The sequence below is a fragment of the Streptomyces sp. NPDC048255 genome, assembly GCF_040652415.1.
Lineage (GTDB): Bacteria > Actinomycetota > Actinomycetes > Streptomycetales > Streptomycetaceae > Streptomyces.
On sequence record NZ_JBEZMA010000080.1, the window covers coordinates 1 to 25,908 of the forward strand.

Annotated in this window: 28 protein-coding genes; 13 read left to right on the forward strand and 15 right to left on the reverse strand. The window is 72.0% G+C overall.

Annotated elements, in window-relative coordinates; genetic code table 11:
• Window positions 1-114 precede the first annotated feature (114 nt).
• The 4 genes from AB0D94_RS34475 to AB0D94_RS34490 are packed head-to-tail and all read right to left on the reverse strand — an operon-like array spanning window position 115 to window position 5,483.
• Window positions 115-1,569: an O-antigen ligase family protein gene (locus AB0D94_RS34475; protein ID WP_362060634.1), complete on the reverse strand. Its 1,455-nt coding sequence runs from the start codon at window positions 1,567-1,569 to the stop codon at window positions 115-117.
• Window positions 1,569-3,101, reverse strand: coding sequence for an exopolysaccharide biosynthesis polyprenyl glycosylphosphotransferase (locus tag AB0D94_RS34480; RefSeq protein WP_362060707.1), 1,533 nt, complete (start codon window positions 3,099-3,101; stop codon window positions 1,569-1,571). The genes AB0D94_RS34475 and AB0D94_RS34480 overlap by 1 nt, the downstream gene beginning before the upstream one ends.
• A 2-nt stretch (window positions 3,102-3,103) precedes the next feature.
• Window positions 3,104-4,291, reverse strand: a complete 1,188-nt coding sequence (locus AB0D94_RS34485; RefSeq protein ID WP_362060637.1) for a glycosyltransferase — start codon at window positions 4,289-4,291, stop codon at window positions 3,104-3,106.
• A 19-nt stretch (window positions 4,292-4,310) separates the two neighbouring features.
• Window positions 4,311-5,483 (reverse strand): DUF3344 domain-containing protein, encoded by a 1,173-nt coding sequence (locus tag AB0D94_RS34490; RefSeq protein WP_362060640.1) that lies wholly within the window; start codon window positions 5,481-5,483, stop codon window positions 4,311-4,313.
• A gap of 102 nt (window positions 5,484-5,585) precedes the next feature.
• Here AB0D94_RS34490 and AB0D94_RS34495 point away from each other — a divergent pair, with 102 nt between their 5' ends.
• The 5 genes from AB0D94_RS34495 to AB0D94_RS34515 all read left to right on the forward strand — a co-directional run bounded on the left by AB0D94_RS34495 (window position 5,586) and on the right by AB0D94_RS34515 (window position 8,627).
• On the forward strand, window positions 5,586-5,834 hold the full coding sequence (locus AB0D94_RS34495; protein ID WP_362060643.1) for a chaplin: 249 nt from the start codon (window positions 5,586-5,588) through the stop codon (window positions 5,832-5,834).
• Window positions 5,835-5,953: 119 nt separating this feature from the next.
• The gene (locus tag AB0D94_RS34500) at window positions 5,954-6,364 is read left to right on the forward strand and encodes a rodlin (protein ID WP_362060646.1); all 411 of its coding nucleotides are present in this window, start codon (window positions 5,954-5,956) and stop codon (window positions 6,362-6,364) included.
• A gap of 247 nt (window positions 6,365-6,611) precedes the next feature.
• Entirely contained in the window at window positions 6,612-6,845 is a 234-nt protein-coding gene (locus AB0D94_RS34505; protein ID WP_362060649.1) for a chaplin, read from the forward strand.
• 120 nt (window positions 6,846-6,965) lie between these two features.
• Entirely contained in the window at window positions 6,966-8,084 is a 1,119-nt protein-coding gene (locus tag AB0D94_RS34510; RefSeq protein WP_362060652.1) for a chaplin, read from the forward strand.
• A gap of 195 nt (window positions 8,085-8,279) precedes the next feature.
• Window positions 8,280-8,627, forward strand: coding sequence for a hypothetical protein (locus AB0D94_RS34515; RefSeq protein ID WP_362060655.1), 348 nt, complete (start codon window positions 8,280-8,282; stop codon window positions 8,625-8,627).
• 70 nt (window positions 8,628-8,697) lie between these two features.
• Here AB0D94_RS34515 and AB0D94_RS34520 read toward each other — a convergent pair whose 3' ends face one another.
• Both AB0D94_RS34520 and AB0D94_RS34525 read right to left on the reverse strand, forming a co-directional pair.
• On the reverse strand, window positions 8,698-8,937 hold the full coding sequence (locus AB0D94_RS34520; RefSeq protein WP_266936165.1) for a chaplin: 240 nt from the start codon (window positions 8,935-8,937) through the stop codon (window positions 8,698-8,700).
• Window positions 8,938-9,081: 144 nt separating this feature from the next.
• Entirely contained in the window at window positions 9,082-9,528 is a 447-nt protein-coding gene (locus tag AB0D94_RS34525) for a hypothetical protein (RefSeq protein ID WP_362060658.1), read from the reverse strand.
• A gap of 269 nt (window positions 9,529-9,797) precedes the next feature.
• Here AB0D94_RS34525 and AB0D94_RS34530 point away from each other — a divergent pair, with 269 nt between their 5' ends.
• Window positions 9,798-10,208 (forward strand): rodlin, encoded by a 411-nt coding sequence (locus AB0D94_RS34530; RefSeq protein ID WP_362060661.1) that lies wholly within the window; start codon window positions 9,798-9,800, stop codon window positions 10,206-10,208.
• 85 nt (window positions 10,209-10,293) lie between these two features.
• On the opposite strand, the gene AB0D94_RS34535 is transcribed toward AB0D94_RS34530, so the two are convergent.
• A complete protein-coding gene (locus AB0D94_RS34535; protein WP_362060664.1) occupies window positions 10,294-10,935 on the reverse strand; it encodes a vitamin K epoxide reductase family protein in 642 nt (213 codons plus the stop codon).
• Window positions 10,936-11,127: 192 nt separating this feature from the next.
• Here AB0D94_RS34535 and AB0D94_RS34540 point away from each other — a divergent pair, with 192 nt between their 5' ends.
• Entirely contained in the window at window positions 11,128-11,898 is a 771-nt protein-coding gene (locus AB0D94_RS34540) for a DUF6227 family protein (RefSeq protein ID WP_362060667.1), read from the forward strand.
• A 57-nt stretch (window positions 11,899-11,955) separates the two neighbouring features.
• Here AB0D94_RS34540 and pfkB read toward each other — a convergent pair whose 3' ends face one another.
• The 3 genes from pfkB to AB0D94_RS34555 all read right to left on the reverse strand — a co-directional run bounded on the left by pfkB (window position 11,956) and on the right by AB0D94_RS34555 (window position 15,268).
• Window positions 11,956-12,906, reverse strand: a complete 951-nt coding sequence (pfkB, locus tag AB0D94_RS34545; RefSeq protein ID WP_362060670.1) for a 1-phosphofructokinase — start codon at window positions 12,904-12,906, stop codon at window positions 11,956-11,958.
• A complete protein-coding gene (locus AB0D94_RS34550) occupies window positions 12,903-13,664 on the reverse strand; it encodes a DeoR/GlpR family DNA-binding transcription regulator (RefSeq protein ID WP_362060673.1) in 762 nt (253 codons plus the stop codon). Before AB0D94_RS34550 ends, pfkB begins: the two co-directional genes overlap by 4 nt.
• 173 nt (window positions 13,665-13,837) lie before the next feature.
• Window positions 13,838-15,268: an MFS transporter gene (locus AB0D94_RS34555; protein WP_362060711.1), complete on the reverse strand. Its 1,431-nt coding sequence runs from the start codon at window positions 15,266-15,268 to the stop codon at window positions 13,838-13,840.
• Window positions 15,269-15,469: 201 nt separating this feature from the next.
• On the opposite strand from AB0D94_RS34555, the gene AB0D94_RS34560 reads away from it, so the two are divergent.
• On the forward strand, window positions 15,470-16,540 hold the full coding sequence (locus AB0D94_RS34560; RefSeq protein WP_362060676.1) for a YafY family protein: 1,071 nt from the start codon (window positions 15,470-15,472) through the stop codon (window positions 16,538-16,540).
• Between the two features lie 349 nt (window positions 16,541-16,889).
• Here the strand turns inward: AB0D94_RS34560 and AB0D94_RS34565 are convergent, their stop codons facing one another.
• Entirely contained in the window at window positions 16,890-17,867 is a 978-nt protein-coding gene (locus tag AB0D94_RS34565) for a sigma-70 family RNA polymerase sigma factor (protein WP_362060679.1), read from the reverse strand.
• A 204-nt stretch (window positions 17,868-18,071) separates the two neighbouring features.
• On the opposite strand from AB0D94_RS34565, the gene AB0D94_RS34570 reads away from it, so the two are divergent.
• Window positions 18,072-18,602, forward strand: a complete 531-nt coding sequence (locus AB0D94_RS34570) for an N-acetyltransferase family protein (RefSeq protein WP_362060682.1) — start codon at window positions 18,072-18,074, stop codon at window positions 18,600-18,602.
• A 104-nt stretch (window positions 18,603-18,706) separates the two neighbouring features.
• Window positions 18,707-19,351 (forward strand): Uma2 family endonuclease, encoded by a 645-nt coding sequence (locus tag AB0D94_RS34575; RefSeq protein ID WP_362060685.1) that lies wholly within the window; start codon window positions 18,707-18,709, stop codon window positions 19,349-19,351.
• Between the two features lie 22 nt (window positions 19,352-19,373).
• Here AB0D94_RS34575 and AB0D94_RS34580 read toward each other — a convergent pair whose 3' ends face one another.
• The 3 genes from AB0D94_RS34580 to AB0D94_RS34590 all read right to left on the reverse strand — a co-directional run bounded on the left by AB0D94_RS34580 (window position 19,374) and on the right by AB0D94_RS34590 (window position 22,602).
• Entirely contained in the window at window positions 19,374-20,192 is an 819-nt protein-coding gene (locus tag AB0D94_RS34580) for a class III extradiol ring-cleavage dioxygenase (protein WP_362060688.1), read from the reverse strand.
• 109 nt (window positions 20,193-20,301) lie between these two features.
• Window positions 20,302-21,831, reverse strand: coding sequence for an MFS transporter (locus tag AB0D94_RS34585; protein ID WP_362060691.1), 1,530 nt, complete (start codon window positions 21,829-21,831; stop codon window positions 20,302-20,304).
• A 72-nt stretch (window positions 21,832-21,903) separates the two neighbouring features.
• Entirely contained in the window at window positions 21,904-22,602 is a 699-nt protein-coding gene (locus AB0D94_RS34590) for a TetR/AcrR family transcriptional regulator (RefSeq protein ID WP_362060694.1), read from the reverse strand.
• Window positions 22,603-22,845: 243 nt separating this feature from the next.
• On the opposite strand from AB0D94_RS34590, the gene AB0D94_RS34595 reads away from it, so the two are divergent.
• On the forward strand, window positions 22,846-24,123 hold the full coding sequence (locus AB0D94_RS34595; protein WP_362060698.1) for a M6 family metalloprotease domain-containing protein: 1,278 nt from the start codon (window positions 22,846-22,848) through the stop codon (window positions 24,121-24,123).
• Here AB0D94_RS34595 and AB0D94_RS34600 read toward each other — a convergent pair.
• Window positions 24,110-24,349, reverse strand: coding sequence for a hypothetical protein (locus AB0D94_RS34600; protein ID WP_362060714.1), 240 nt, complete (start codon window positions 24,347-24,349; stop codon window positions 24,110-24,112). The two genes, AB0D94_RS34595 and AB0D94_RS34600, sit on opposite strands and share 14 nt — an antisense overlap.
• Here AB0D94_RS34600 and AB0D94_RS34605 point away from each other — a divergent pair.
• Entirely contained in the window at window positions 24,308-24,628 is a 321-nt protein-coding gene (locus tag AB0D94_RS34605; protein ID WP_362060701.1) for a thioesterase domain-containing protein, read from the forward strand. The two genes, AB0D94_RS34600 and AB0D94_RS34605, sit on opposite strands and share 42 nt — an antisense overlap.
• 25 nt (window positions 24,629-24,653) lie before the next feature.
• On the forward strand, window positions 24,654-25,817 hold the full coding sequence (locus tag AB0D94_RS34610; protein WP_362060704.1) for an epoxide hydrolase family protein: 1,164 nt from the start codon (window positions 24,654-24,656) through the stop codon (window positions 25,815-25,817).
• Window positions 25,818-25,908: the final 91 nt, after the last annotated feature.

The following is a 25,908-nucleotide window of genomic DNA, read 5'->3' on the forward strand; positions in this document are numbered from 1 at the left end:
CAATTCTCCCCCTCTCCCCCACCCCGCCGCTCTCCCTTCGCGGGGGGGGGGGCCCCGCCGCGGGGCCGACCTCGGTCGCCGCGGCCGCGGGCCGCCGCCAGGGCGTCGTATCCGTCACCGGGCCGCCGGCCCGTCATGGGCCGGCCGGCCCGGTGAGCTCCGCGGACCGTGCGGCACCGGGCTGCCGGACCCCGCGTCCCCCCGGGGGGGAAGGGCCCACCACGCGGCCAGGCCGATGATCACTCCGGTGAGGACGGTGGACGGGCCGCCGATGTCCGCGTAGAGGAAGTCGGTCAGCTGCCACACGAACAGCCCGGTCGCGATCAGCCCGCAGTCCCGGATCGCGGCGCCGCCGCCGGTGGCCACCCGGCGGATGCCCGCGACCAGCAGCGCCGCCCAGCCTCCCGCCAGCGCGGTCAGCCCGATCAGGCCCTGCTCGCTGAGGATCAGCAGGTACATGTTGTGCGGGGAGAGCAGCGGCTGGCGGATGTACGCCTGCCCCGCGCCGGCGGTGTCGCTGCCGGAGGACAGGCCCAGCGAGGAGTGCCCGTCGCGGTGGGCCGGGAAGCCCTTGAGGCCCACTCCGGCGGCGGGCCGCTCGCGCCACATCGATCCGGCGGCGGCCCACATCGTGTAGCGGTCGGTCACCGACTGGTCGGGGGCGCTGGAGACCTGGGTGATGGAGGTGAGCCGCTCGGCGACCATCTCGGAGCCGACCCCGAGCCCGCCCACCAGGACCACCCCGGCCGCGGCCAGCGCGAGCAGCACCTTCAGCGCGCGCCGGATCCCGGCCAGGCCCATCACCAGCACCGCCGCGCCGAGGGTGGCGATCCAGGCGCCCCGGCTGAAGGACAGCATCAGGGGCAGCACCAGCACCAGGGCCGAGACCCCGGCGATCCGCCGGATCCGGCGCGGCAGCCCCGGCGCGAGCGCAGCTGCGGTCGCGACGACCAGCCCGTAGGCCACGACCGTCGCCATGCCCATGACGTCACCGGGGCCGAAGGTGCCCACGGCCCGGATGTCCTCGCCCTGGTACGAGGCCCCGGTGCGGGTCGCGTACTGCACGACGCCCACCGCGCCCTGCACCAGCGCCAGGACCACGAAGCAGCCCGCGGCCAGCCGGAACTCCTTGGCGTCGCGCACCAGCAGCACCACGGCGGCCGGGACGAGCACGAACACCTGGAGGTAGCGCACGAAGCCCGGCAGGGCGGCGTAGGGGTCCCCGGCGGTGACCGTCGCGACGGCCAGGCCCACGGCGGGCATCCCGAGCACGAGCACGCCCAGCGGGGTCAGTTCCCGCACCCGGCCGCGCAGCGCCTGCACCGCGCAGACCAGGACGAGCAGCAGCGAGGCGGCGTCGGCGGGGCCGACCTTGCCGGAGGTGGTCGCGTCGCCCGCCGGGAGCGGGGCCAGCAGGAACAGCACGGTCGCGGCGAGCGGCAGCAGCGGCCAGTGCCGGCGCAGCAGGCCCGCCAGGTCGGGGCGGGCGGGCCGGTCGGGCCGAGCGGGCTGCGCAGGCCGGCCGGTCCGGTCGGACCGGGAGCCGTGCAGGGATACGGCGAGGCTCATCAGCTGCCCCCCAGCCGGAAGCGGAAGAAGGAGGCCGCGGTGCGGGCGAGGATCCACAGGTCCTGCCACAGCGACCAGGTGTCGATGTAGTGGTTGTCGAAGCGGGCCCGGTCCTCGATGGAGGTGTCCCCGCGCAGGCCGTTGATCTGGGCCAGGCCGGTGATGCCGACGGGCATCCGGTGGCGGGCCTCGTAGCCGGGGTGGATGCTGCTGAACTTCGCGACGAAGAAGGGCCGTTCGGGGCGCGGGCCGACCAGGCTCATGTCACCCCGTACGACGTTCCACAGCTGCGGCAGCTCGTCCAGCGAGGACTTGCGCAGGAAGGAGCCGACCGGGCTCATCCGCCGGTCGCCCGCCACCGTCCAGCGGGTGGCGGCCTCGTGCTCGTCGGCGCGCAGGGTACGGAACTTCAGCAGGGTGAAGGGGCGCCCGTACAGGCCGACCCGCTCCTGGCGGAAGATCACCCCCGGCCCGTCCCCGAGCCGGACGGCCAGGGCGCACGCGCCCATCACCGGGGCGGCGGCGACCAGCGCGAGCGCGGCGAGCACGGTGTCGATGCCCCGCTTGGCCCAGCGCTCCAGCGGCCGCGCCGGACGCGGCAGCAGGGGCTGTACGGCGTACCCCCACAGCTGGTCGGCGGGGTGGGGCACCCGCATGCCGGTGACCTTGGCGGTACCGGCCGGGTCGGCGAGCCAGAGCCGGCAGCCGTGGTCGTGGAAGAGCCGGACCAGGGAGGCGGTGCGCTCGTCGGCCTCGGCCGGGCGGGTGAACACGGCGTGCCGGACGGAGTTCTGGATGACCGCCCGCCGCACGTCCTCGTGGGTGGCGAGCACCGGCAGGCCGCCGGACCGGGCCGGCTGCGCCTCGCCGCCGGCGGCGGGGGTGTCGGCCAGGCCGACGGGGCGCAGCCCGTACTCGGGCCGGCCGTGCAGGGCGGCGGCCACCGCGGCCGCCCCGGCGCCGGGCCCGACCACGAGGGCGGAGGCGGGCCTGCGCACGGCGGCGCGGCGGCGGAGCTGGTTCACGGCCCCGCGGCCCGCGCACGCGAGGACCACCTGGGCGCAGACCGCGGTGAGCAGCACGCTCCAGCCCAGGGTCCGGCCGGGGTCGACGGCGGCCAGCACGGCCGCGACCCCGCACCACAGGGCGGCGGACCGCCCGGCCAGCGCGGGCAGTTCGAGGAGTGCGGAGGGGGCCAGGCGCGGCCGGTACAGCCCGGCCTGCGCGTTCAGCGCCGCGAACAGCACGGCGGCCGGCAGGGCGGCCGCGACCGGCAGCGCGGGTCCCTGCACGGCCGTCGCGGTGAGCACGGCGGCCAGCGTGTCGGCGGTCAGCAGCGGGAGCAGCCCGTCACGGCGACGGACCCGCCGCGGCCGTAGGGCGGTCCGGGCCTGGTCGGCCCTGGGGCCGCGCGGGGGGTGGATGGCGGCCGCGGACCTGCGGGCCGCCGGGTGGGGCGCGGGCGCGAAAGCGCTGCCGCCGGCGGGCCCCGTACCGCCCTGCCCGGTGTGCCGGGCGGGTGCGCTGTCCATCGTCATCGGCTGATGCGCTCCTGGTTCAAGGGCCGGGGCCTGCCCAGCAGTTCGTGGTACAGGCCGGTGACCGCGTCCGTGGTCCGCCGCACGTCGAAGTCCGTCCGGGCGTGCTGCCGGGCCTGCTCCCCGAGTTCGGCGAGCAGCCGCGGTTCGGTCAGCAGCCGTCCCAGGGCCTTGGCCAGCGCCGTCGGGTCCTCCGGCGGTACCAGGCACAGCCGTCCCTGGCCGGGCGGCAGGCTCTCCCGGGCACCGCTGACGTCGGAGACCAGGACCGGTCGGCCGCAGGCCATGGCTTCGAGCGGGGCGAGCGCCATGCCTTCCCACCGCGACGGCAGTACAACGAGATCGGCGGCCCGAAGCCACGGTCGGATGTCGGAGGCGGCACCGGCGAAGAGCACGCCCGGCGGGGCCGTGCGGCGCAGCCGTTCGATGTCGGGGCCGTCGCCGACGAGGGCGAGGCGCGCCCGGGGGACGGTCCCCACGAGCTCCGGCCAGGCCCGCAGCAGGATGTCCTGCCCCTTCTGCTGGCACAGCCGGCCCACGCAGACGGTCAGCGGCCCTTCGCCGCGAAATCCGTCCGGCAGGGGCAGTGCGGCCCGCGCCAGGGCCTTGTCCTGTACGGGGTCCGGTGCGCCGGGGCGGAAGTGCTCCAGGTCGACGCCGTTGCGGATCACCGACCAGTGGGCGGTGATGCCCTCGGTCTCGCCCGCGCGGCGTTCGGCCTCGCTGACGCAGAGCACCCGGTCGGCCCAGCGGGCCCCGTACCGCTCCCAGCGCAGGGCGAGCGCGGCGGTGGCCCCTCCGACGGCGTCGAAGGACCAGGCGTGGGGCTGGAAGACGGTGGGCAGGGACCCGCGCACGGCGAGCCGCCCGGCCAGTCCCGCCTTGGCGCTGTGGGCGTGCAGCAGGTCGGGCCGGACCCGGCGGACCAGCCGCCGGGCACCGATCACCTCGGCGGGCAGGGCGGGCCCCGGGGACCGGCCCGCCCGCCAGGCGAGCACCTCGGCCCCGGCGTCCCGGGCCGCGTCGGCGAGGACCCCGCCGCGCGGGCAGCCGACGACGGTGCGCAGGCCTGCGGCGGACTGGGCGCGGACGAGGTCGACGACGACCCGGGCCACACCGCCCTCCACGGGCTGGACGAGGTGAAGGACGGTCGTGGGCTGTGCGGTCAAAGGCTGTGTGGGCACGCGGAGCGATCTCCTACGTTCAGCGGCGCGCGTCTGTCTGAACGAAGAGCACGCCGAGGAAATGACCCTGACTTTCGCCCGTGAACCTGAAACTCAGGCTGCGGGCACCACCGGACAGGGCGGGACTCAGGTCGAACACGTCCGCGTCATATCCGAGATTATTCATATGTTCGGGCTGTCGCACGAACGAGTGATTCCCGAATTCCGTGATCGTGGAATTCATAACATCATTAAAAGGATTTTCTTCATCGCTGAGGCTCACCCGGCGCCCGCTGTCCGCCGTCACCGTGAGCGAGTCCCCGAGGGTGCCGCGGTCCCCGTCGTACGCGACCACCCCGGCCCGCCCCGCGGACCCGGCCGGCGCGTCCAGACCGTCGATCCCGACCGTCTCCCCGGCCGCCTCGCCACCACCTGCGGCCAGGTCCTCGAACCCGTCCCACAGCGAGATCCGGCGGACCGGCTCCTGCGGGTGCTCGTAGGCGACGACCAGGGTCCAGCCGCCCCAGGCACCCACCTCGGAGTGCCCCATGGCGATGTTGAGCTGGGCGACCGTCCACATGCCGGCGCCGCCCTTGCGGACCAGCGGGGTCACGTCGGCGGAGGCCTGGTAGGCATCGCTGCCCGCGTCCGCGTGGTGCCCGATGACCGTGTCGGCCAGCACTTCCTTGTACGCGCCGCCCGGTTCGGCGACGAGCACCCGCCCGTTGTCCTCCGGCGGCTTCTGCTCCCCCACCCGCAGGTTCCCGCCCCAGTAGAGCCGGGCGTACGAGACCTTCGCGCCCTTGGGGACCTTCAGCTCGGCCCGGGTCGAGTTGTAGGTGTCCGGGTCCTTGTCGACCTCGCTGTAGAACATCTCGAAGTCGCCGTTGACCCCGGCCGCGCCCCGCTTGACCTCGGCGCACGGCTCGGCCTGCGGCGACTCCTCCCTGCGGCAGCTGATGCCCGAGTTGGAGGCCCGGACCAGCCCGCCGTGCTGGACGGCCTGGTAACGCTGGGTGAACGGAACCCGGGGCAATTCCTTGGGCGCGGGAGCCGCGGCCGCCGCCCCCGGAAGGTTCACGGAAAGGGTGAGGCAGGACAGCAGACCGAGCGTGCCGAGGATTCTGCGGGAGGAACCCATGACCCTGTCTCCATATTCGATCAAGGGGACAAAACAGGAGTGCACTTTGTCAGAAATCGGGCTGGAAATCACGTCGGACTCGCTCGTACGGCCTTTTGGGCGATCGCGCGCACCCTTGCGGCGGGCGGGTCGTTATGCCATGCACCATCGTTCGAACGGAAAGGAAAAGCGGAGATGAAGAAGCAGCTGATGCGCGGCACCACCCTCGCCGTCGCGAGCACCGCCGCCCTGATGGGCGCCGCGAGCCTCGCGTCCGCGCACGGCGGCGCCTCCGCCGAGGGCATCGCGGCCGGCTCCCCCGGTGTGCTGAGCGGCAACCTGCTCCAGGTCCCGGTGCACATCCCGGTCAACGTCTGCGGCAACACCGTCAACGTGATCGCCCTGCTGAACCCCGCGTTCGGCAACACCTGCGTGAACGCCTGAGCGTCAACCTCGCCGTCCGAAACGGCGGCATCCGAGTGAAGCCACGCAACCGGGACCGGGGCGGGGCCGTTGATCCAGGTGCTCCAGTACCGGGCAATCCTGTCAAAAAAGGGACAACAATGATCAAGAAGATGATGGCCTCGGCAGCGGTTGCGGCCTCGGTCGTGGGCATGGGTGCCGCCATGGCTCCGCAGGCGATGGCCATCGGGAACGACCACGGCATCAACACCGTCAACGGCAACGGCGCCTCGCAGATCTACGGCAACCAGTCGACGTACGGCAACATGAGCCCGCAGATGGCGCTGATCCAGGGCTCCTTCAACAAGCCCTGCATCGCCCTGCCCGCGAAGGCCAACGTCCAGTCGCTCCTCGCGATCGTCAACGTCGGCGTCCAGGACATCCCGGTCCTGTCCAGCCCGCAGAACCAGCAGTGCACCGAGAACTCCACCCAGGCCAAGGGCGACGAGGCTCTCTCTCACATCCTCAGCAACATCCCGATCCTCTCCGGCAACGCCTCCGCCGGCAGCTGATCGCGCCCCGCGCCAGCGAGGCCGCCGCACCTTCGGGTCGCGGCGGCCTCGCCGCGTCTGGGGCACCCCGCCGGTGCGCGGGCCGCCGTTCTGTGAATAGCACGGCAAATCCACCGGCATCCCGAATTGCGGCCCAGCATCGGAGCGAATTACCGATCTGCCGCCTAAATCCTGTGGTTTCTTTTCCCGGAGCCGCTCGTTGTTATTTCTGCAGTGGATACGCCTCTGCGGGAAGGATCGAAATCAAATGAAGTACAAGAAGGCAGTGGTGCTGGCCGCCGGCGCTGTGATGGCCGCCGGTGCCGCCTCCCCCGCCATGGCCGACGCCGACGCCGCGGGCAAGGCCGTCGGCTCCCCCGGCGTCCTGTCCGGCAACCTGCTCCAGGTCCCGGTGCACATCCCGGTCAACGTCTGCGGCAACACCGTCAACGTGATCGCGCTGCTGAACCCCGCGTTCGGCAACACCTGCGTCAACTACTGACGAAGCGCTTGTGCCCGCGAGGGCAAGCCTCCTCGGGGTGGCCTCGGAGTGCACGGCGGTGCACTCCGGGGCCACCTCCGATTCAGCACCGGCGCACCGCCGGTAGACAGGGAAGGACCCATGCGACAGGTACTGAGCCGACAGGTACTGGGCAAGGGGATGCTCACGGCGGCGGCCGCGTCGAGTCTGCTGTCGATCGCGACCGGCGCTGCCTACGCACACCCCGGAGCGAGCGCCGAGGCCGCGCATTCACCGGGCGTGCTGTCCGGCAACAGCGTCTCGGTACCGCTCACCTTCGCCCCCAACGTGTGCGGCAACAGCGTGGACGGGGGTGCGGCGCTGAACCCCTCGATGGGCAACACCTGCGCCACCACGACCGGTTCCGACGCCGAGCGCTCCCACCACGAGTACGAGCGCTACCTCAGCCCCGAGCAGGCGGAGGCGCTTGAGCGCTACCTCGACGAGCGCGAGGCACGGCGCGCGGTGCCGCAACAGCGCCACGAGGAGCCGCAGTACGAGGCCCCGCGTCCCCAGGGGCCACGCCACGCGGCCCCGCGGCACGCAGCCCCGCGCCACGAGGAGCCGCGCCACGAGGGCGGCTACGGCAACTCCGGTGAGGAGAAGGGCGAGGAGGAGTGCGACGACCACCCCGAGTCCGCCCCGCCCCCGGCGCACCACGCTCCCCCGGCGCCCCCGCGTCCCGAGCCGCTCCCGGCGCCCGCGCCCCCACCGGAGCCCGTACAGGAGGCCCCGGAGCCCGCTCCGGCACCCGCCCCCGAGCCGCTCCCGGCACCCGAGCCGCCGGCCCCGGAAGCCCCCGCCCCGCTCCCCGCCCCGGCCGACGAGGCGCCCGCGCCGCTGCCGGCCCCGGTGGAGGAGGCTCCGGCCCCGCTGCCGGCCCCGGCCCCGGTCGAGGAGGCTCCCGCACCGCGGCCGCCGCACGGGAGCCAGCCCGTCGAGCAGCAGGCCCCGGCGCCCCTGCCCGCGCCGGAAGCCGTAACTCCGGCGGACCAGCCGCCGACCGCCCCCGGCGGTGACGCCCCCGTGCACCTGCCCCCGGCACCGGAGCCCGCACCCGCGCCCGGTCCCGCCCCCACCGCCCCCGCGCCGGCTCCCGCGCACGTGAGTGCACCGGTGCTCGCCGAGACCGGCGCGGGTCAGCCCGCGGCCGCGGCGGCCCTCGCCTCGGCCCTGATCCTGGGCGGCGCGATTCTGTACCGGCGGTCGCGGATCGCCTGACCGGCAATACGGTTAATCAGAAGAAATTTCGGCCGGAGAATCCTTTGTCGGATTCTCCGGCCGCTGTCATGACCCCGATCGGAACCGTGTGCGTAACGGCGTTTCCGCAGCGGCCGGTAATCGTTACCCAAGGCGAAAGCGGCGCGACGGTCGCCGCCGATGCCTCTGCCCACGAAAAGAATGAGGATTTCCACAATGAAGCTTTCGAAGGTCGCCGCTGTCCTGGCCGGCTCCGTCGCCGCCCTCGGCGCCTCCGCCCCCGCCTTCGCGGCCGACGCACCGGCCGCCGTGCCGATGAGCCTGACCAGCGGGGTGACGGCGGTGACGGAAGCGGTGAACCCGGTCTCCGAGCGGTCCCCCGAGATCGTCGGTGCCGCGCTGGCCGAGCAGGGCGCGGGCATCGACAAGGTCCTGGGCACCGTCCAGAAGGTCAACCAGGTCCGCAACAACGTGCCGGGCGAGGTGCTCAGCCTCGCGAACGGAGCCACCCAGGCGTCCCCGGAGCTCCTCGGCGGCGTGAAGCTCAACGGCGGCGCGCACTGAGCGTCCCGGAAACACGACTGTGGGCGCCACCGGCGAGGCCGGGGCGCCCACAGTCGGTTGTGCGCTGACGTCAGTCGTTGACGCAGATGTTGCCGAACGCGGGGTTCAGCGCGCCGATGATGCTGACGGAGTTACCGCAGACGTTCACCGGGATGTGGACCGGGACCTGGAGCAGGTTGCCCGAGAGGACACCGGGGGAACCCACGGCCGCGCCCTCGGCCGACGAGTCGGCGACAGCGGAGCCGGCGGCACCGGCCGCAGCGAGACCAGCGGTGGCCAGGACCAGGGCGGCCTTCTTGGCAGAGTTCATGGGAAGTGCACCTTCTGTTCGATGTTCTGCCCCGATTCGGGGCGCACACCGAGCGAAACGGTCCACCTTCCCAGACGACACGGTTACGCACACGATCAGACCTGTTCAGCTCAATAGTCGTAACCACTGTGCGGTGCCCGACCGTTAAGGAAGGCCGCCGGCCCCGGCCGGGAGGGCAGGGAGTTCGGGGATGTCAGGGATGTCGGGGATGTCGGGGATCTCCGGCACCAGCTCCACCGGCGCGGCCGGGACCGGCAGCGTCGGCGGCGTGAGCGGCGGCAGTGCGGGGAGCTCGATGCCCGGGATCTGCGGGAGCGTCACTCCCGGGATCTCCGGCAGCTGGATCTCGGGGAGCTCGATCTCCGGGAGGTCGAGGTCGGGCAGGCTGACGCCCGGCGGCAGCAGGCCCCTGATCGCGTCGAGGATGCCGTTCACGAGGTCGTCGATGGGGCCGGCGGCAGCGGCCCGGGGGGCGGCCGTACGGTCCGCGTCGCCGAGGGCGCTCGCCGGGGCAGCCGCGGCGAAGAGTATGGCCGCCGCGAGGGCCGACGGGACGAGGATGCGGGCGCGGGACGGCTTCGTGCGGTGCATGGGTGTTCCTTCTCGGGTCGCACGGAAGCGGATCTGAGCGATCCGCTTTCTCACCCACCGTGCGAACACCTTCCACGGAGCGCAACCGGAGAGCTCGCCGATGCGGGCTTCGTACGGGCTTCGCGCAGGCGTCCGGAGGCCTCTCACCCGGGCCGGGGAAAACCGCGCCCCCCACAGGCCGTTTGAGTGAAGCAGCGGAACCAACCCCCTGGCAGGGCAGTTGACCAGGGCGCTCCATCAGCGGGCACTCGTGCGACAGAAGGATCAAGATGTTCAAGAAGTTCATGACCGCCGCCGCGGTCTCCGCCGTTGCGGTCGGCGCGGGCGCTGCTGCCGCGGCCCCGGCCATGGCGATCGGCAACGACCACGGGATCAACACCGTCAACGGCAACGGTTCCCAGCAGATCTACGGCAACCAGAAGACCCACGGTGACCTGAGCCCGCAGCTCGGTCTCGTCCAGGGCACCCTGAACAAGCCCTGCATCGGTCTGCCGGCGAAGGTCAACGCCCAGTCGATCCTTGCGTTCGTCAACGTGGGCGTCCAGGACATCAACGTCCTGTCGAACCCGCAGAACCAGCAGTGCACCGAGAACTCCACCCAGGCCAAGGGCGACGAGCCGCTCTCGCACATCCTCAGCAACATCCCGGTCCTGTCGGGCAACGGCTCCATCGGCAGCTGATCGCCGCTCACCGCGGAGCGATGTGACGAGGGCCCCGGCAGCCTCCAGCTGCCGGGGCCCTCGCGCGTGGCCGTACGCCCCCGGTTCAGGAGGTCCAGAACTCCCACCACCGGGTGAGGACCAGCATCCCGATCACCCCGGTGTGCAGCACGGGCGGGACCCAGGCGAACTCGGCGAAGAAGCCCCGCAGCGGTGCGGGCGCGGGAAGGATGCCCGTACGGACGTTGTGCGCGGTGACCGCCCAGAACATCAGCAGCGTCGCCACCCAGGCCAGGCAGCACCACAGGCAGAGCGCGTTGATCTCGTAGAGCGACTGCGCCATCAGCCAGGAGCAGAAGCCGACGCCGAAGAGCGTGCCCGCGTGCAGGCCCAGCCAGAACCAGCCACGGTAGGCGGCGCCCGCCAGCAGGCCCGCGCCCACGCACACCACGACGGCGTACGCGACCAGGCCCAGCATGGGGTTGGGGAAGCCGAAGGCCGCCGCCTGCTCGCTCTGCATCACGCTGCCGCAGGAGACGACGGGGTTCAGACTGCAGGCGGGCTTGAAGTCCGGGTCCTCCAGCAGCAGGAACTTGTCGAGGGTGATCACCCAGGAGGCCAGCACCCCGGCGGCTCCGGTGAGGGCCAGCAGCCAGGCCAACCCCCGGGGGGCGGCGGTTCGTTCACCCTCGTGTCTCGTGCCGGGCCGCCCCTGCTGGCGCGGGACGCCCACTGTTTTCGTTGCCATGCCGCCCATATTCCCGCGCTCCCCCACAGAGCGGGCCGAACCGTGCTCATCCCTACGCAAGTTGACCTGAAGGTGTGGCGGGAACCCCCGTTGCTTCCCGGACGTTTTACCGAAGCCCGGACGTGATGTCAGAACCAGGGGCTACGTTGTGCTTCCGCGAAGTGACAAGCTGCGACGGCCTGGAGACCCACCTTGAGCGATCCGTACGAGACAACCGAGGCCCACCTCGATCGACTCCTGGGCCGCGCCCTCAACTCCTTCGACCTGCCGGACCGGTTGGTCGAGCGCCTCGCCACGGCGCTCGCCCACAGCTCTTCGCTCCACACCACCCACCACAGCCCGGCGACCGGGATCTGGCGGGAGACCCACCAGCACACCTACCTGCTGGCCGACGGCGGTTCGGCCTCGCTGTGGGAGCTGGCGTACCGACAGGAGGGGGACCGGACCGTGCGGCACGAGATCTTCGTGAGCAAGGCGGAGACCTGCCTGGCCGTGGCCCGCCTCTTCGGTGAGATCCCCGCCGAGGCGGCCCTGGACCCGGCGCTGCTGCCGGGCGACGACGAGCACGACGACGACATGGCGGCGCTCAGCGCCCTGTTGGCGGCCTCGGCTCCGGCGCGGCGGCACCGGGAGTATGCGGTGGAGCAGTCCGCCGACCACGCCCGCCGGGTGCTGCGCCGCGCGGAGAACGAGGACCGCCCCGGCGAGCGGACGGCGGAGCGGCTGCGCTCGGCGTACGCCCACCAGATCACCCAGGCGTTCGGCGGGCGCCAGTGCCTGACGGACGGACGCGACGCCGGCTTCAGCCTGTACGAGCACGCCTTCGTCCTGCTGGACGGGGCCGAGGTCAGCCTGTGGGAGGTCGAGCACACGGCGACGCCGGACGGGCGGCACATGTGCGAGGTGTACGAGAGCGAGGCGGCCGCGCGGGGAGCCATGGAACTGCGCGCGCGGGTGCGCTGACGCGGCCGCCCGAGCGGTACGGGTCAGAGGGCGGTACGGGTCAGAGGGCGGTACGGGTCAGAGGGCGGCCGATTCGGGCAGCGGGAGGTCCAGGGGCAGGTCCTGGGTGACGTGGACCGTGTCGGGGCGCAGGTCCGAGGGGGTCGGCACGGCGCTGCCGGGGAGCTGGACCGCGGCCGCGCCGTAGGCCAGCGCCGAGGCCAGGGCGGGTGCGCCGGCGCCTCCCGCGATCAGGAAGCCGGCCAGGGAGGCGTCGCCCGCGCCGACGTTGCTGCGGACCGTGTCCACGGGCGCGGTCCCGTAGAAGGTGCCCTCGGCGGAGACCAGCAGCTGGCCGTCCGCGCCGAGGGAGGCCAGTACGGCGCCCGCGCCCAGCGAGCGGAGCTCCTCCGCGGCCTTGACCGCGTCGGCCAGGGTGGGCAGGGGGCGGCCGACGGCCTCCGCGAGCTCCGCGGCGTTCGGCTTGATCACGTCGGGCCGGGCGGGGAGCGCTGCCAGCAGCGCGGGCCCGGAGGTGTCCAGGGCGACGCGGGCTCCGGCCTCGTGGGCGCGGGCGACCAGTTCGGCGTACCACCCGGGCGCGAGGCCGCGGGGAAGGCTGCCGCAGCAGGCGATCCAGGCGGGGCTGCCGGCGCAGGTGCGGACCGTCTCCAGCAGGAGCGCCGACTCCTCCGGCGAGAGCTCCGGGCCGGGCGAGTTGACCTTGGTGAGGGTTCCGTCCGGTTCGGCGAGGGAGACGTTCGAGCGGGTCCGGCCGGAGATCGAGACCGCGGTGACGTCCACGCCCTGGGAGCCCAGGAGTTCGGCGAGCACCGTGCCCGGGGCGCCGCCCAGCGGGAGGACCGCCGTCGTGCGGAAGCCGGCGGCCGCCACCGCGCGGGAGACGTTGACGCCCTTGCCTCCGGGGTCGACCCGGTCGGCGTGGGCACGCAGCACCTCGCCGCGGTCCAGCGAGGGGACCTCGTAGGTCCGGTCGAGGGAGGGGTTGGGGGTGACGGTGAGGATCATACGAGCACGACTTCCGTACCGGCGGCCTCGATCGCCGCCTTGTGAGCGGGGGCGAGCCCCGTGTCCGTGATGAGCAGGTCTACCTCCGTGAAGGAGGCGAAGCGGGCGAAGTGCTCCTGTCCGGCCTTCGCGGAGTCGGCGAGGAGCACGACCCGGCGGGCCGCGGCGATCGCGGCCCGTTTGACGGCCGCCTCCGCCAGGTCGGGGGTGGTCAGGCCGCGTCCGGCCGCGAAGCCGTTCGTGGCGAGGAAGAGGACGTCGGCGCGGATCTCGGCGTAGGCGCGCAGGGCCCACGCGTCGACGGCGGCGCGGGTACGGTGCCGGACGCGGCCGCCGACGAGGTGGAGGTCGATGCCGGTGTGGCCGGCGAGCCGGGCGGCGACGGGCAGCGCGTGGGTGACGACGGTGAGCGCGGACTCCAGGGGGATCGCGGCCGCGAGGCGGGCCACGGTGCTGCCGGCGTCGAGGACGATGCTGCCGCCGTCGGGGAGTTCGGCCAGGGCGGCCGCCGCGATGCGGTCCTTCTCGTCGGCGGCGGTGCCCTCGCGCTCCGTGAGGTCCGGCTCGAAGTCGAGACGGCCGGCCGGTATGGCCCCGCCGTGCACGCGGCGGACCAGGCCGGCCCGGTCGAGGGTGGTGAGGTCGCGGCGTACGGTCTCGGCCGTGACCTGGAACCGGTCGGCGAGCGAGAGCACCTCGACCCGGCCCGCCTCGCGGGCGAGGCGGAGGATCTCCTGCTGGCGTTCCGGTGCGTACATGGGTGGTTCAGGTCCGCTCGGTGGGGGTTTCGGGCGAGGGGTCGGTATGCCCGAGTTTGTGGGTTGTCCCCTACCGTACGCCGCCGACCGGCCAAAGCCAAGCAAACGGGCATGTCCGCCAACAAAAGCGGACATGCCCGTTCGGGGTGACGCGGCCGGACCACATGGCAGGACTACAGGGCGGGGACCTTCTCCGGGGCGAGGCCGACGGCCTCGGAGCCGCCTTCGCGCTGCTCCGCCGGGAGCTGCCTGCGCGGCAGCATGAACATCACCGCGAAGATCACGACCAGGACGGCCACCACCCACCACAGCGCGCCGCGGAAGGCCTCGACGTAGGGCGACCCGAGCACCATGTCGTCCTCGATCAGCCCGAAGAAGACCACGGAGGTCAGGCCGAGGCCCAGCGCGTTGCCCATCTGGCCCGTGGTGTTGATCAGGCCGGAGGCGGAACCGGCGTGCTCGCGCGGCACCTCGGACAGGACGGTGTCGGTGAGCGGGGCCACGATCAGGCCCATGCCGATGCCGAGGATGACCAGCGGGGCGGCCATCTGCCAGGAGGCGATGTCCATCCCGTAGTGCTCGGACTCCCAGATGTAGAGGATCAGGCCCGCGGCCATGGTCAGCGCGCCGGCCTGGAGCACCTTGCGGCCGAACCGGGGCACGAGCTTCTGGACGGACAGGCCGGCGGAGGCCGAGACGGCCAGGGAGAAGGGGATGCCGGTCGCGCCCGCGCGCAGCGCGCTCCAGCCGAGGCCGTACTGCATGTACAGCGTCCAGACCAGGAAGAAGATGCCGGTCGCGATGCCGAAGGTCAGCTGGACGGCGATGCCGCCCGCGAAGCTCTTGACCTTGAAGAGGGAGAGCTCCACGAGCGGGGAGCCGTCCTTCTTGATCTTGTACTTCTCGTAGGAGAGGAACGCGGCGAAGACGAACGGCGCCGCGCCCATGCACACGAAGCCCCACAGCGGCCAGTCGTTCTCACGGCCCTGGGTGAGCGGGAAGATCAGCATGACCAGGGCGAGGGTCGCGAGGACCACGCCGACCAGGTCGAGGCGCAGGGCCTGGGGGGCCTTGGACTCGGTGATGAACTTGCGGCCCAGGATCACGCCGGCGATGCCGACCGGCAGGTTGATCAGGAAGATCGGGCGCCATTCGAGGCCGAACAGGTTCCACTCGGTGAGCAGCGCGCCGAGCATCGGACCCGAGACGGCGCCGAGGCCGACGATCGCACCGAACATGCCGAACACCTTGCCGCGCTCGTGGGGCGGGAAGGTCACGTGGATGATCGCCAGCACCTGCGGGACCATCATGGCGGCCATGGCGCCCTGGAGGAGGCGGGAGGCGACGAGCATGCCCGGATCGGCGGCAATGCCGCAGAGCAGCGAGGCGGCGGTGAATCCGGCGATGCCGATCAGGAAGAGGCGCTTGCGCCCGTAGATGTCACCGAGACGGCCGCCGGTGATCAGGCCGGCGGCGAAGGCGAGGGCGTAGCCGGCGGTGATCCACTGGATCGCGCTCGTGGAGGCGCCGAGGTTCTGGCGCATGCTGGGTATCGCGATGTTGACGATCGTGACGTCGACCAGGTCCATGAAGGCCGCGGTCATCACGATGGCGAGCGCCAGCCAGCGGCGGCGGTCGGCGGTCGAGCTGCTGCTCGTTTCGTCGTTGAGGGTGTCGTTCCGCTCTTCTTGTACGGGCCCGTTCTTTCTTTCGGGCGATGCCTTGGACGTCTCGGTGCTCATGGAGAGAAACCTAGACGGCATGTAGGTCGGTCCGTGTCCTATTTCGCTGGCAACCTGGATCTCATGACCGACACCCCGGCACGGCTGCTCTCCCTGCTGTCCCTCCTCCAGACCCCCCGCGAATGGCCCGGGAGCGAACTGGCGGAACGGCTGCGGGTGAGCGCCCGCACGATCCGGCGCGACATCGAACGGCTCCGCGAGTACGGGTACCCGGTGGAGGCCACGCTGGGCGCGGAGGGGGGGTACCGGCTGGTGGCGGGGGCCGCGATGCCGCCGCTGCTCCTCGACGACGAGGAGGCGGTGGCGATCGCGGTGGGGCTGCGGGCCGGGGCCGGGCATGCGATCGAGGGGGTCGAGGAGGCCTCCGTACGGGCCCTGGCGAAGCTGGAACAGGTCCTGCCCGCGCGGCTGCGGCACCGGGTGAGCGCGCTCCAGTCGGCCACGGTCGCGCTGACGCGGGGGGACGGGGCGAGCGTGGACCCCCGGACGCTGACGACGATGGCCTCGGCGGTGGCGGGGCGGGAGCGGCTGAGGTTCGCGTACCGGGCGCGGGACGGGGCGGACTCCAAGCGGCTGGTGGAGCCGTACCGGCTGGTCAGCACGGGGAGCCGGTGGTACCTCATGGCCTACGACCTGGAGCGGGAGGACTGGCGCACCTTCCGGGTGGACCGGGTGAGCGAGCCGTTCGCCACGGGGGCCCGGTTCGCGCCGCGGGAGCTGCCGATGGATGCGGAGGCGTTCGTGCGGAAGGGGCTGCGGGGTGGCTTGACGTACCCGGTGGACGTCACGGTCGCGGCTGGGGTGGCGGAGCTGCCGGCTTGGTTGCGGGACGGGGCGGGTGCCCTGGCCGGGCGGGCGGCGGGGTCGGGGTCGGCGTCCGGCTCGGCGGGGGGCTTGGCGGCGGCTTCCGGCTCGGCGGCGGTGGCGGGCTCGGAGTCGGTGCGGCTTCGGTTCGAGACCGGGGATCCGCCGGAGTGGCTGGCGGCACGTCTGGCCCTGACCGGGCTGGCCTTCACGGTCCACTCCCCGGCGGCCCTGGCGGAGGCGGCGGCGGTGCTGGGGGCGCGGCTGTCGGCTGCCGTGTCGGCTGCGCCGGGCTCGGCGGTTCCTGGGGCCTCGGCTGCGGCGCCGTAGCTCGTGGCTGGTGGCCGCCCTTCCCCCTGCGGGGGGCTTGGCCGGGTGCGGGGGTGGGGTGGGGACGCTCCGGAGCGTCTCCTCGGCTCGCGCACTTGGCCCCGGCTTCGAGAGTCCGGCCTGGGTTGCGCGCTCGTCCTGCGGGGACTCTCCTGCGCGTCCCCACCCCACGGCCCGGCTGCGGAAGCGGGCCCCGGCGGGAGCGTCCGGCCTGAGTTGCGCGCTCGTCCTGCGGGGACTCTCCTGCGCGGCCCCACCCCACGGCCCGGCTTCGGAAGCTGGCCCTGCGGGGAAAAGGGGGAGCCCCGGCGCCTGGGGGGGATAGGCGCCGGGGCTCGTATTTGGGGGGTCAGGCTACGGCGTCGAAGCCTGTGTCGCGGGCCATCCGCTTGAGTTCGAGGAGGGCGTGCTTCTCGATCTGGCGGATCCGCTCGCGGGTCAGGCCGTGCTGCTTGCCGACCTCCGTGAGGGTGCGCTCGCGGCCGTCGTCGATGCCGTACCGCATCTTGATGATCGACGCGGTGCGCTGGTCGAGCTTGCCCAGCAGGTCTTCCAGCTCCTCGCTGCGCAGCAGCGAGAGGACGGACTGCTCGGGCGAGATCGCGGAGGTGTCCTCCAGGAGGTCGCCGAACTGCGTGTCGCCGTCTTCGTCCACCGACATGTTGAGGCTGACCGGGTCGCGCGCCCAGTCCAGTACGTCGCCCACGCGCTTCTCCGTCGAGTCGAGCTCGGCGGCGATCTCCGCGTGCTCCGGGTCCCGGCCGTGCTCGCGGTTGAACTCGCGCTGGATGCGGCGGATCCGGCCGAGCTCCTCGACCAGATGGACGGGGAGGCGGATGGTGCGGGACTGGTCGGCGATGGAACGGGTGATGGCCTGGCGGATCCACCACGTGGCGTACGTGGAGAACTTGAAGCCCTTCGCGTAGTCGAACTTCTCGACGGCGCGGACCAGGCCGGCGTTGCCCTCCTGGATGAGGTCGAGGAGCGGCAGGCCGCTGCGCGGGTAGCGGCGGGCGACGGCCACGACGAGGCGGAGGTTGGAGCGGATGAAGATCTCCTTGGCGCGCTCGCCTTCGGCGGCCAGCGCCTCCAGCTCCTCGCCGGCCAGGGTGTCCCCGTCGCGCTCTATGGCGCCGTCGAGGATCTGCTGGGCGTACACGCCCGCCTCGATGATCTGGGAGAGCTCCACTTCCTTGGCCGCGTCGAGCAGCGGGGTGCGCGCGATCTCGTCCAGGTACATGCCGACCAGGTCGCGGTCTGCGATCTCCCCGCCCACAGCGCGGGCGCTGCTCGTGGACTGACGACGGGCGACGGCGCGGGTTGCCATGCGTGCTCCCTTGCGATGAGTTCGGTCGCGGTGCGGCTGCCGGACGGCCACCGTGGTGGGGTGGTGCGTCCCCGGACACTCTCCCGAGTGCCCGCTTCCGAAGGAAACAACGACTGGAAACGGGACAGAATTCCCACGTCGCTCCCTCTTTTTCGAGATCTTGCAGTATCCTGCCCCGCCATACCCGGCAACGGAGGGGGCCCAATGCCGCAAGAACCCGAAGGTGTGCAGGTCAGGCCCGGGACGGAGGCCGATCTGGAGGGCCTCACGGAGGTGTACAACCACTACGTCCGTGAGACCGCCGTCACATTCGACACGGCGCCCTGCAGTCCGGAACAGCGCCGCCCGTGGCTGCACTCCCACCCTGAAGACGGGCCGCACCGGCTTCTGGTTGCCTGGACTGGCGATCGAATGACCGGATACGCCACAAGCAGCCCATTCCGCCCGAAGCCGGCGTACGCGAGTTCGGTGGAGGTCAGCGTCTACCTGGCCCCGCACGCGGTGGGCCGCGGCATCGGGGCCCTGCTCTACGACCGCCTCTTCGCGGCGCTCGCCGACGAGCCCGTGCACCGGGCGTTCGCGGGCATCGCCCTGCCGAACGAGGCCTCGGTACGCCTGCACGAGCGCTTCGGCTTCCGCCGGGTCGGGGAGTTCACGGAAGCGGGGTGGAAGTTCGGCCGCTTCTGGGACGTGCGGTGGTACGAGAAGAGCCTGGGTCACCACCCGTCCGGGTGAGCCGAAGGCATATTCCTTCGGCATGGGACAGAACCTTCCTAGGGTCGGGGAGTCGCTTGTGCCGCCCGGTCGGCGACGCCCACACTTATGAGGAGGTGCCGCACATGACCGCTCTCGCCCACGAGACGCTGGAGGCCGTAATGCCGAAGGTCACGACTCCCCCGTCGGACCTGGACGACGTCCTGTGGCAGGCATGGAAGGCCATGGAACTCCCCGAGGGCTACCACGCCGAGATCGTCGAGGGGTTCATCGAGGTGTCACCCACGGGTCGCTTGTCGCACAGCCAGATCGCCAACCGCCTACGTCGCGCATTGGACAAGTTCCTGGATCGGGGCGAGTCCGCAGCGTTCCAGGACACGAACGTCATCCACGCACGGAAGGTTTGGATCCCCGGCATCCTGGTCGCACCCGAGGAGGTGGAAGAGCACGGCAGCGAGGACGGGATCGGCATCGAAGCCTCTGCCGTCCAGCTGATCGTCGAAGTCGTCTCCCCCGGCAGCGACAGCATCACGCGCGACCGCACCCGCAAGCGGCGCGAGTACGCGCGTGCAGGCATCCCCGTCTACGTCCTCATCGACGACTTCGACGAGGGCGGCACCATCACCGTGCTGAGCGCTCCCGACCCCGAGGCCGCCGTCTACGACGACGAGGTCAGGGCTGCCTACGGATCCGGCGCCACCGTCCCCGAGGGTCCCGCCAAGGGATTCACCATCGGCGAGGACATCACCGGGCCCGGGCGGACCCCCTGAGAGCTGTCCGGGCGGACAGGTCCTAGCCGAACTGGAGGGAACGCTTCGAGAGGCCCATCCAGAAGCCGTCCACCGTGTCGCGGCGGGCGTCGAGGTCGCCGGCGGCCTCGGCCGCGCCGAGGGTGACGAAGAGCGGGGCGAAGTGTTCCGTACGGGGGTGCGCGAGGCGGCCCGAGGGGGATTTGGCCTCGAAGTCGAGCAGGGAGTCCAGGTCGCCGGCCGCGAGGGCCTCGTGGCCCCAGGCGTCGAACTCCGCCGACCAGGCGGGCACGCCCGCGTGCCGCAGCGCGGCCAGGTTGTGGGTGAAGAAACCGCTGCCGACGATCAGGACCCCCTCGTCGCGCAGGGGCGCCAGCTTGCGGCCGAGGTCCATCAGGCGGCGCGGGTCCAGGCTCGGCAGGGATATCTGGAGTACCGGTATGTCGGCCTCGGGGAACATCTCCACCAGCGGGACGTACGCGCCGTGGTCCAGGCCGCGGTCGGGGATGTCCTGGACCGGGGTGCCGGGGGCCTGGAGGAGCCCTCGGACCGAGGCGGCCAGGCCGGGGGCGCCCGGGGCGCCGTAGCGGACCCGGTAGTAGTGCTCGGGGAAGCCCCAGAAGTCGTACACGAGCGGGACGGGTTCGGTGGCGCCGAGGGCGAGCGGGGCCTCCTCCCAGTGGGCGGAGACCATCAGGATCGCGGTGGGGCGGGGCAGGGACGCCGACCAGGCGACCAGCTCGCCCGGCCAGACCGGGTCGTCCGCGAGCGGTGGCGCTCCGTGGCTGAGGTAGAGCGCCGGCATGCGGGTCCCGTGCGGGGTCGCGCCCGTCGGGGTCAGGGGTGCGGGGGCCGGGATCATGGGGGCGCTCCTCCGTCATCGGTGCAGGGCTGCCTCAAAAAGACTAACCCCATCTGGTTCAAATTTGAACCAGATGGGGTCATCAGTCATTCCGCTGCGCGCGCCGCCGTCAGTGGGCGATCACCGGGACCTTGAGTTCGGCCTCCTCGGAGCCCGTGGCGACCGGCCCGCCGGCGCCCGGCCGGCCCGTGGTGATCAGGGTCAGGGCGATGGCCGAGCTGGCGACCAGGATGCCGACGGCCCACCAGATGGCAGAGGCGTAGCCCTCGACCATGGCCTGGGCCTGGATGAGCTGCGCGGCCGCGCCGCCCCCGGCGGCCCCGGCCGCGTGGTCGGCCAGGTACGCGGTGGTCGCCGAGGCGGCGATGGTGTTCAGCAGCGCGGTGCCGATGGCGCCGCCGACCTGCTGCGAGGTGTTGACCATGGCGGAGGCGACTCCGGCGTCGGCCGGGTCCACCCCGTGCGTGGCCAGGGACATGGCCGGCATGAACGCCGTACCCATGCCGAGGCCGAGGAGCAGCTGCGCGGGCAGGATCAGCGCCGGGTACGAGGACCCGACCTCGAGCTGGGTCAGCAGCAGCATGCCGAGGGCGGCGACCAGGAAGCCCGGGCCCATCAGCAGCCGCGGGGCGACCCGGGTCATCAGTCGGGCGCCGATCTGGGTGGAGCCCGCGATCATGCCCGCGATCATCGGGAGGAACGCGAAACCGGTCATGACGGGCGAGTAGCCCTTCACGATCTGGAGGTAGTAGGTGAGGAAGAGGAACAGGCCGAACATCGAGATGACGGCCAGGCCGAGCGAGAGGTAGACACCGCCGCGGTTGCGCTCCAGCAGGACGCGCAGCGGCAGCAGCGGGGACTTCACCTTGGACTCGACGAAGACGAAGGACGCCAGCAGCGCCGCCGAGGCGATGAACATGGCCATGGTCACGCTGTCCGACCAGCCCGCGGACTCGGCGCGGGTGAACCCGTAGACCAGGGCGACGAGACCGAGCGTGGACAGGACCACGCCGGGGATGTCGAGCGGCGCGCGGTTGCGGCCGCCGGAGGGCTCGCGGATGACCATCCAGGCGCCCACGGCCGCGACGATCGCGAAGGGGATGTTGACGAAGAAGGTCCAGCGCCAGTTGAGGTATTCGGTGAGGAAGCCGCCGAGGATCAGGCCGACGGCGCCGCCGCCGCCCGCGATCGCACCGTAGATACCGAAGGCCTTGGCGCGCTCCTTGGCGTCGGTGAACATGACCGCCAGCAGGGAGAGGGCCGCCGGGGCGAGCAGTGCGCCGAAGGCACCCTGGAGGGCGCGGGCGCCCAGCATCATGGCCTCGCCGTTCGCGGCGCCGCCGAGCGCGGAGGCCAGGGCGAAGCCGATGAGCCCGACGACGAAGGCGTTCTTACGGCCCCACTTGTCGGCGATGCGGCCGCCGAAGAGGAGCAGTCCGCCGAAGGCCAGCGCGTACGCGGTGATGACCCACTGGCGGTTGCCGTCGGAGATGCCGAGGTCGGTCTGGGCGGAGGGGAGGGCGATGTTCACGATGGTGGCGTCGAGGACGACCATCAGCTGGGCCAGGGCTATGAAGACGAGTGCCTTCCAGCGACTGGGATCCGCAGCCGGCGGCGCTGTCGCGGCTGTTTTTGACATGGGGGTACCCACTTCACTGTGCGGAATGACTGGATTAACCGGAAAAGAAGATATGTAAGACGCTTGCGTGAGTCATGTGGTTTTACGCCGCAACCCGTCGAGGGTGGCGGCCGAACCGGGCAGCACCGAGCGGGCCGGGGCCCTCAACCCGTCGAGGAACAGCTGGAGATGGCGGTGGACGAAGCGGTCGGCGTCGAGGCAGTCGGTGCCGGGGAGGGGGCGGCTGAGCTGGGACAGGGCGACCATCAGATCGCCGACGCCGATGTCCGCGCGGACCAGTCCGGCGGCCTGGCCGGAGGTCACCATGGTCCCGACGGCCTCCTCCAAGGCCTCCCGTGCGTCCAGGAGTTCGGGGTGGTCGCGGTCGAAGCCGTCGCCGAGCATCGGGCACAGGGCGCCGATGCGCTCGTCCGCGGCGGTGTGCGTGAAGCGGCACAGCGCGGCGAAGGCGTCGGGCTCCTCGGCGAGGGCCGCCTCGGCCGTGGCGGTGACCCGGTCCATGACGAACAGCACCACGTGGTGGACGAGGGTGCTCCGGTCGGGGAAATGGCGGTAGAGGGTGGCGTTGCCGATTCCGGCCCGGCGTGCGACCTCGTCGAACGGGGCTCCGGGGCCCAACTCCACGAGCACCTCGCGCGCCGCCGTCAGGATGCGCTCGCGGTTGCGCACGGCGTCGGCGCGCGGCCGCGGGACGCGCGTCGGCGCGCTCAGGTCCACGGCCTGCGCCGGGGCGGGCGCGGCCGCCGGGGCGGTACTGGCGGAGCTCTTCATTCCCGGGGCCTCCTCGGCGGCACGTGCGGCCCGCCCAAACGGGGAGCCGGTCCCCACTTCGCGGGACTCCCATGCAAACGGGGATCAGGTCCCCGGTTATTTCACTCCTCCGTGTGACCTGAGTCACGGCGGTGCGCACGTTCGGCCTCTCCCGGCGCGCGGGCGCGCCGCGGCCGTCGGAGGGTGGGCGGACAGAGCGCAGACCGGGCCCGGCCGGCTGCCGCGGACTCGAGGGCGATCTCCATGCCGCAGACCCGCCACCGGATACGCAATCCCCGCCGCACCAGCGCGTACATCGGTCTGACCGCGCTGGCCCTCGGCGTCACGGCGACCGCGAGCACGGGGATATCCAGCCGCGGCCACTCGGCGGCGGGGCCCGTCGCCACGACAGCCGAATCGGCGCTCGCACCCTGCCGGATCGCCGGCACGATGGGCGTGCAGATGTCCGAGGGCCTGCCGACCCCGCCCGGGTACTCCCGCTCGACCGGCGAGGTCCGCGCACTGAACCTGATGATCGACTTCCCCGACGCCAAGGGCGAGGGCACGGCCCTGGACCGGATGGCGGAGTTCTTCCCCCAGACCTCCGACTGGTTCCGGACCAGCTCCTACGGCCGGCTCAGCTACCGGGCCGAGGCCCCGATAAAGACCTGGCTGCGGATGCCGATGCCGTTCGCGGCGTACGGCATCGAGCGCGGGTCCCCGTACGAGCCCGGCTACCGGCAGCTCGTCGAGCACATCGCGAAGGCCGCCGACTCCGAGGTGGACTTCAGCCGGTACGACCTGATCAACATCCTGGTCACGCCCAACGCCGGGCCGTCCGCCCTGGACACCGTCCTGTCGGTGACCTTCTCGGGCAACAGCGAGGCACCCGTCGCCGACGGGGCTCCCCTGGCCAACACGTCCTTCGTCTACAGCCGGCAGGACGACGGCTCCGGCACCTACCGGGAGACCGGCTACCGGGTGCTCCCGCACGAGAACGGGCACGTCTTCGGCCTGCCCGACCTGTACACCTCCGAAGGCGGGGGCGCGGTCGGGCACTGGGACATCATGAGCGAGGACTGGGGCTCCAACAACGACCTGCTGGGCTGGCACAAGTGGAAGCTGGGCTGGCTGGAGAGCACGCAGATCAGCTGCGCGTCGAAGCCCGGGGCCAGCGACCACGTCCTGTCGCCGCTGGCCGTCCGCGGCGGCACGAAACTGGCCTTCGTCCCGCTGTCGGAGAGCGCCGGCTACGCGGTGGAGGTACGCACCCAGGCCGGGAACGACGAGGCCGTCTGCAAACCCGGTGTCCTCATCTACAGGGTGGACTCCGACGTGGACACCGGGCAGGGCCCGGTGACGGTGTCGGACAGCGCGGGCGCGAGCGGAGGCTGCACCCGGCGGCCCAATGTCCACGCGGAGCTGTCGGACGCCCCGTTCCGGCCGGGCGAGACCTTCACCGACGAGAAGACGGGCGTCAGCGTCTCGGTGGTGGGCGAGCTGCGCAACGGCAGCTTCCAGGTGCGCATCATCCGTCCCTGACGCCGTTCGCCGCCGCCAGGGATTCGGCGAGCGCGCGCCACGCCTCGGCCGAGACCTCGACGTTCCCGGACTCGCGCGCCTCCTTGGCGATGCGTTCCATGGCGGCCTGGGCGGCGATCCGGTCGCCGTCGATGATGGCCATCTCACCTCCTACCTGCTGGACGACGAGACGCTGGCGCAGCAGGTGGTCTGGCTCGGCGGCACGGCAGCCGAGCTGCTCGAACATCCCGAGATGCGCTCCCTGCTGCTGCCGCTGATCCGCGGCGACTACCGGGCCAGCGAGACCTACCGCCCCCGCGGCGACGCGCCGCTGAACTGCGCCCTCGTCGCGCTGGGCGGCGATGTGGACCCGGTGGCCCTGCCGGACGACCTGCGCGCCTGGTCGGAGCACACCACGGGCCCGTTCCGGCTGGAGACGCTCAGCGGCGACCACTTCTACCTCCAGAACCACTGGCCGGAAGTCGCCGGCCTCGTCCGCTCCCTGGCCCTCGTACCGGAATGCTGAGGACGGATGAAATAGGATGACCGGCATGATTCTTTCAGATGAAACCGATCCGTTCCGGATCAGCATTCCCCCATCCGATCTGGACGATCTCCACGAACGACTGGACCGGACCCGGTGGCCTGACGAAATCCCCGGAGTGGGATGGGCTTACGGAGTTCCGGGGGATTACCTGAAGGAATTGGCGCGGTATTGGCGGCACGAGTACGACTGGCGGGCCGCCGAGGCGAAGCTGAACGAATGGCCGCAGTTCACCACGGTGATCGACGGGGCGAACATCCACTTCGCGCACGTACGGTCTCCGGAGCCGGGCGCTACGCCGCTCCTCATGACGCACGGCTGGCCGGGCTCGATCGTGGAGTTCACCGAGGTCGTGGGCCCGCTCACGGACCCGGCCGCCCACGGCGGCGACCCGGCGGACGCCTTCCACGTGGTCCTGCCGAGCATTCCCGGCTTCGGGCTCTCCGGGCCGACGCGGGAAACGGGCTGGGAGTTCCGCCGGGTCGCGGCCGCTTTCGCCGAGCTGATGAACCGGCTGGGCTACGAGCGCTACGGCGTCCAGGGAGGCGACTGGGGCGCGGCCATTTCGCGCGAGATCGGACGCATAAGGCCCGAGGTCATCGGCGTACACCTGAACCTGATTCCGAATTCCTATATGACGGAGGAACCGGACGACCTCTCGGAACTGTCCCCGGAGCAGGCCGAACGCACCCGGGAATCCTGGGAACGGTTCAAGGAATGGACCCGCGACAAGCAGGGGTACGCGGACATCCAGTCCACCCGCCCCCAGACCCTCGCCTACGGGCTGACGGACTCCCCCGTCGGACAACTCGCCTGGATCTCCGAGAAGTTCCACGAGTGGACGGATGCGCCCGTCGACCGCGATCTCCTGCTCACGAACGTGATGCTGTACTGGCTCACGGGCACGGCCGGCTCCTCGGCCCGCCTCTACTACGAGCGGGCGCACGCCGACTACTGGGGCACGCCCCCCGAACCGTCGAAGGCACCCACCGCCCTGGCCCACTTCCCCCAGGAGAACTTCGTCCTGCTGCGGCACCTCGCCGAACGGACCAACAACATCGTCCAGTGGACCGACTACGACCGGGGCGGCCACTTCGCCGCCATGGAACAGCCGGACCTCCTGGTCGGCGACATCCGCACCTTCTTCCGCACCCTGCGGGCCGAGCCCTAGGCCGTGTCTGATGGCTCTTGCCCGGGTGGTGGATCTGCTGCCGTTCCGGGCATGAGTCGGTCATGGTGCGTCGGCATGAACTGACGAATGC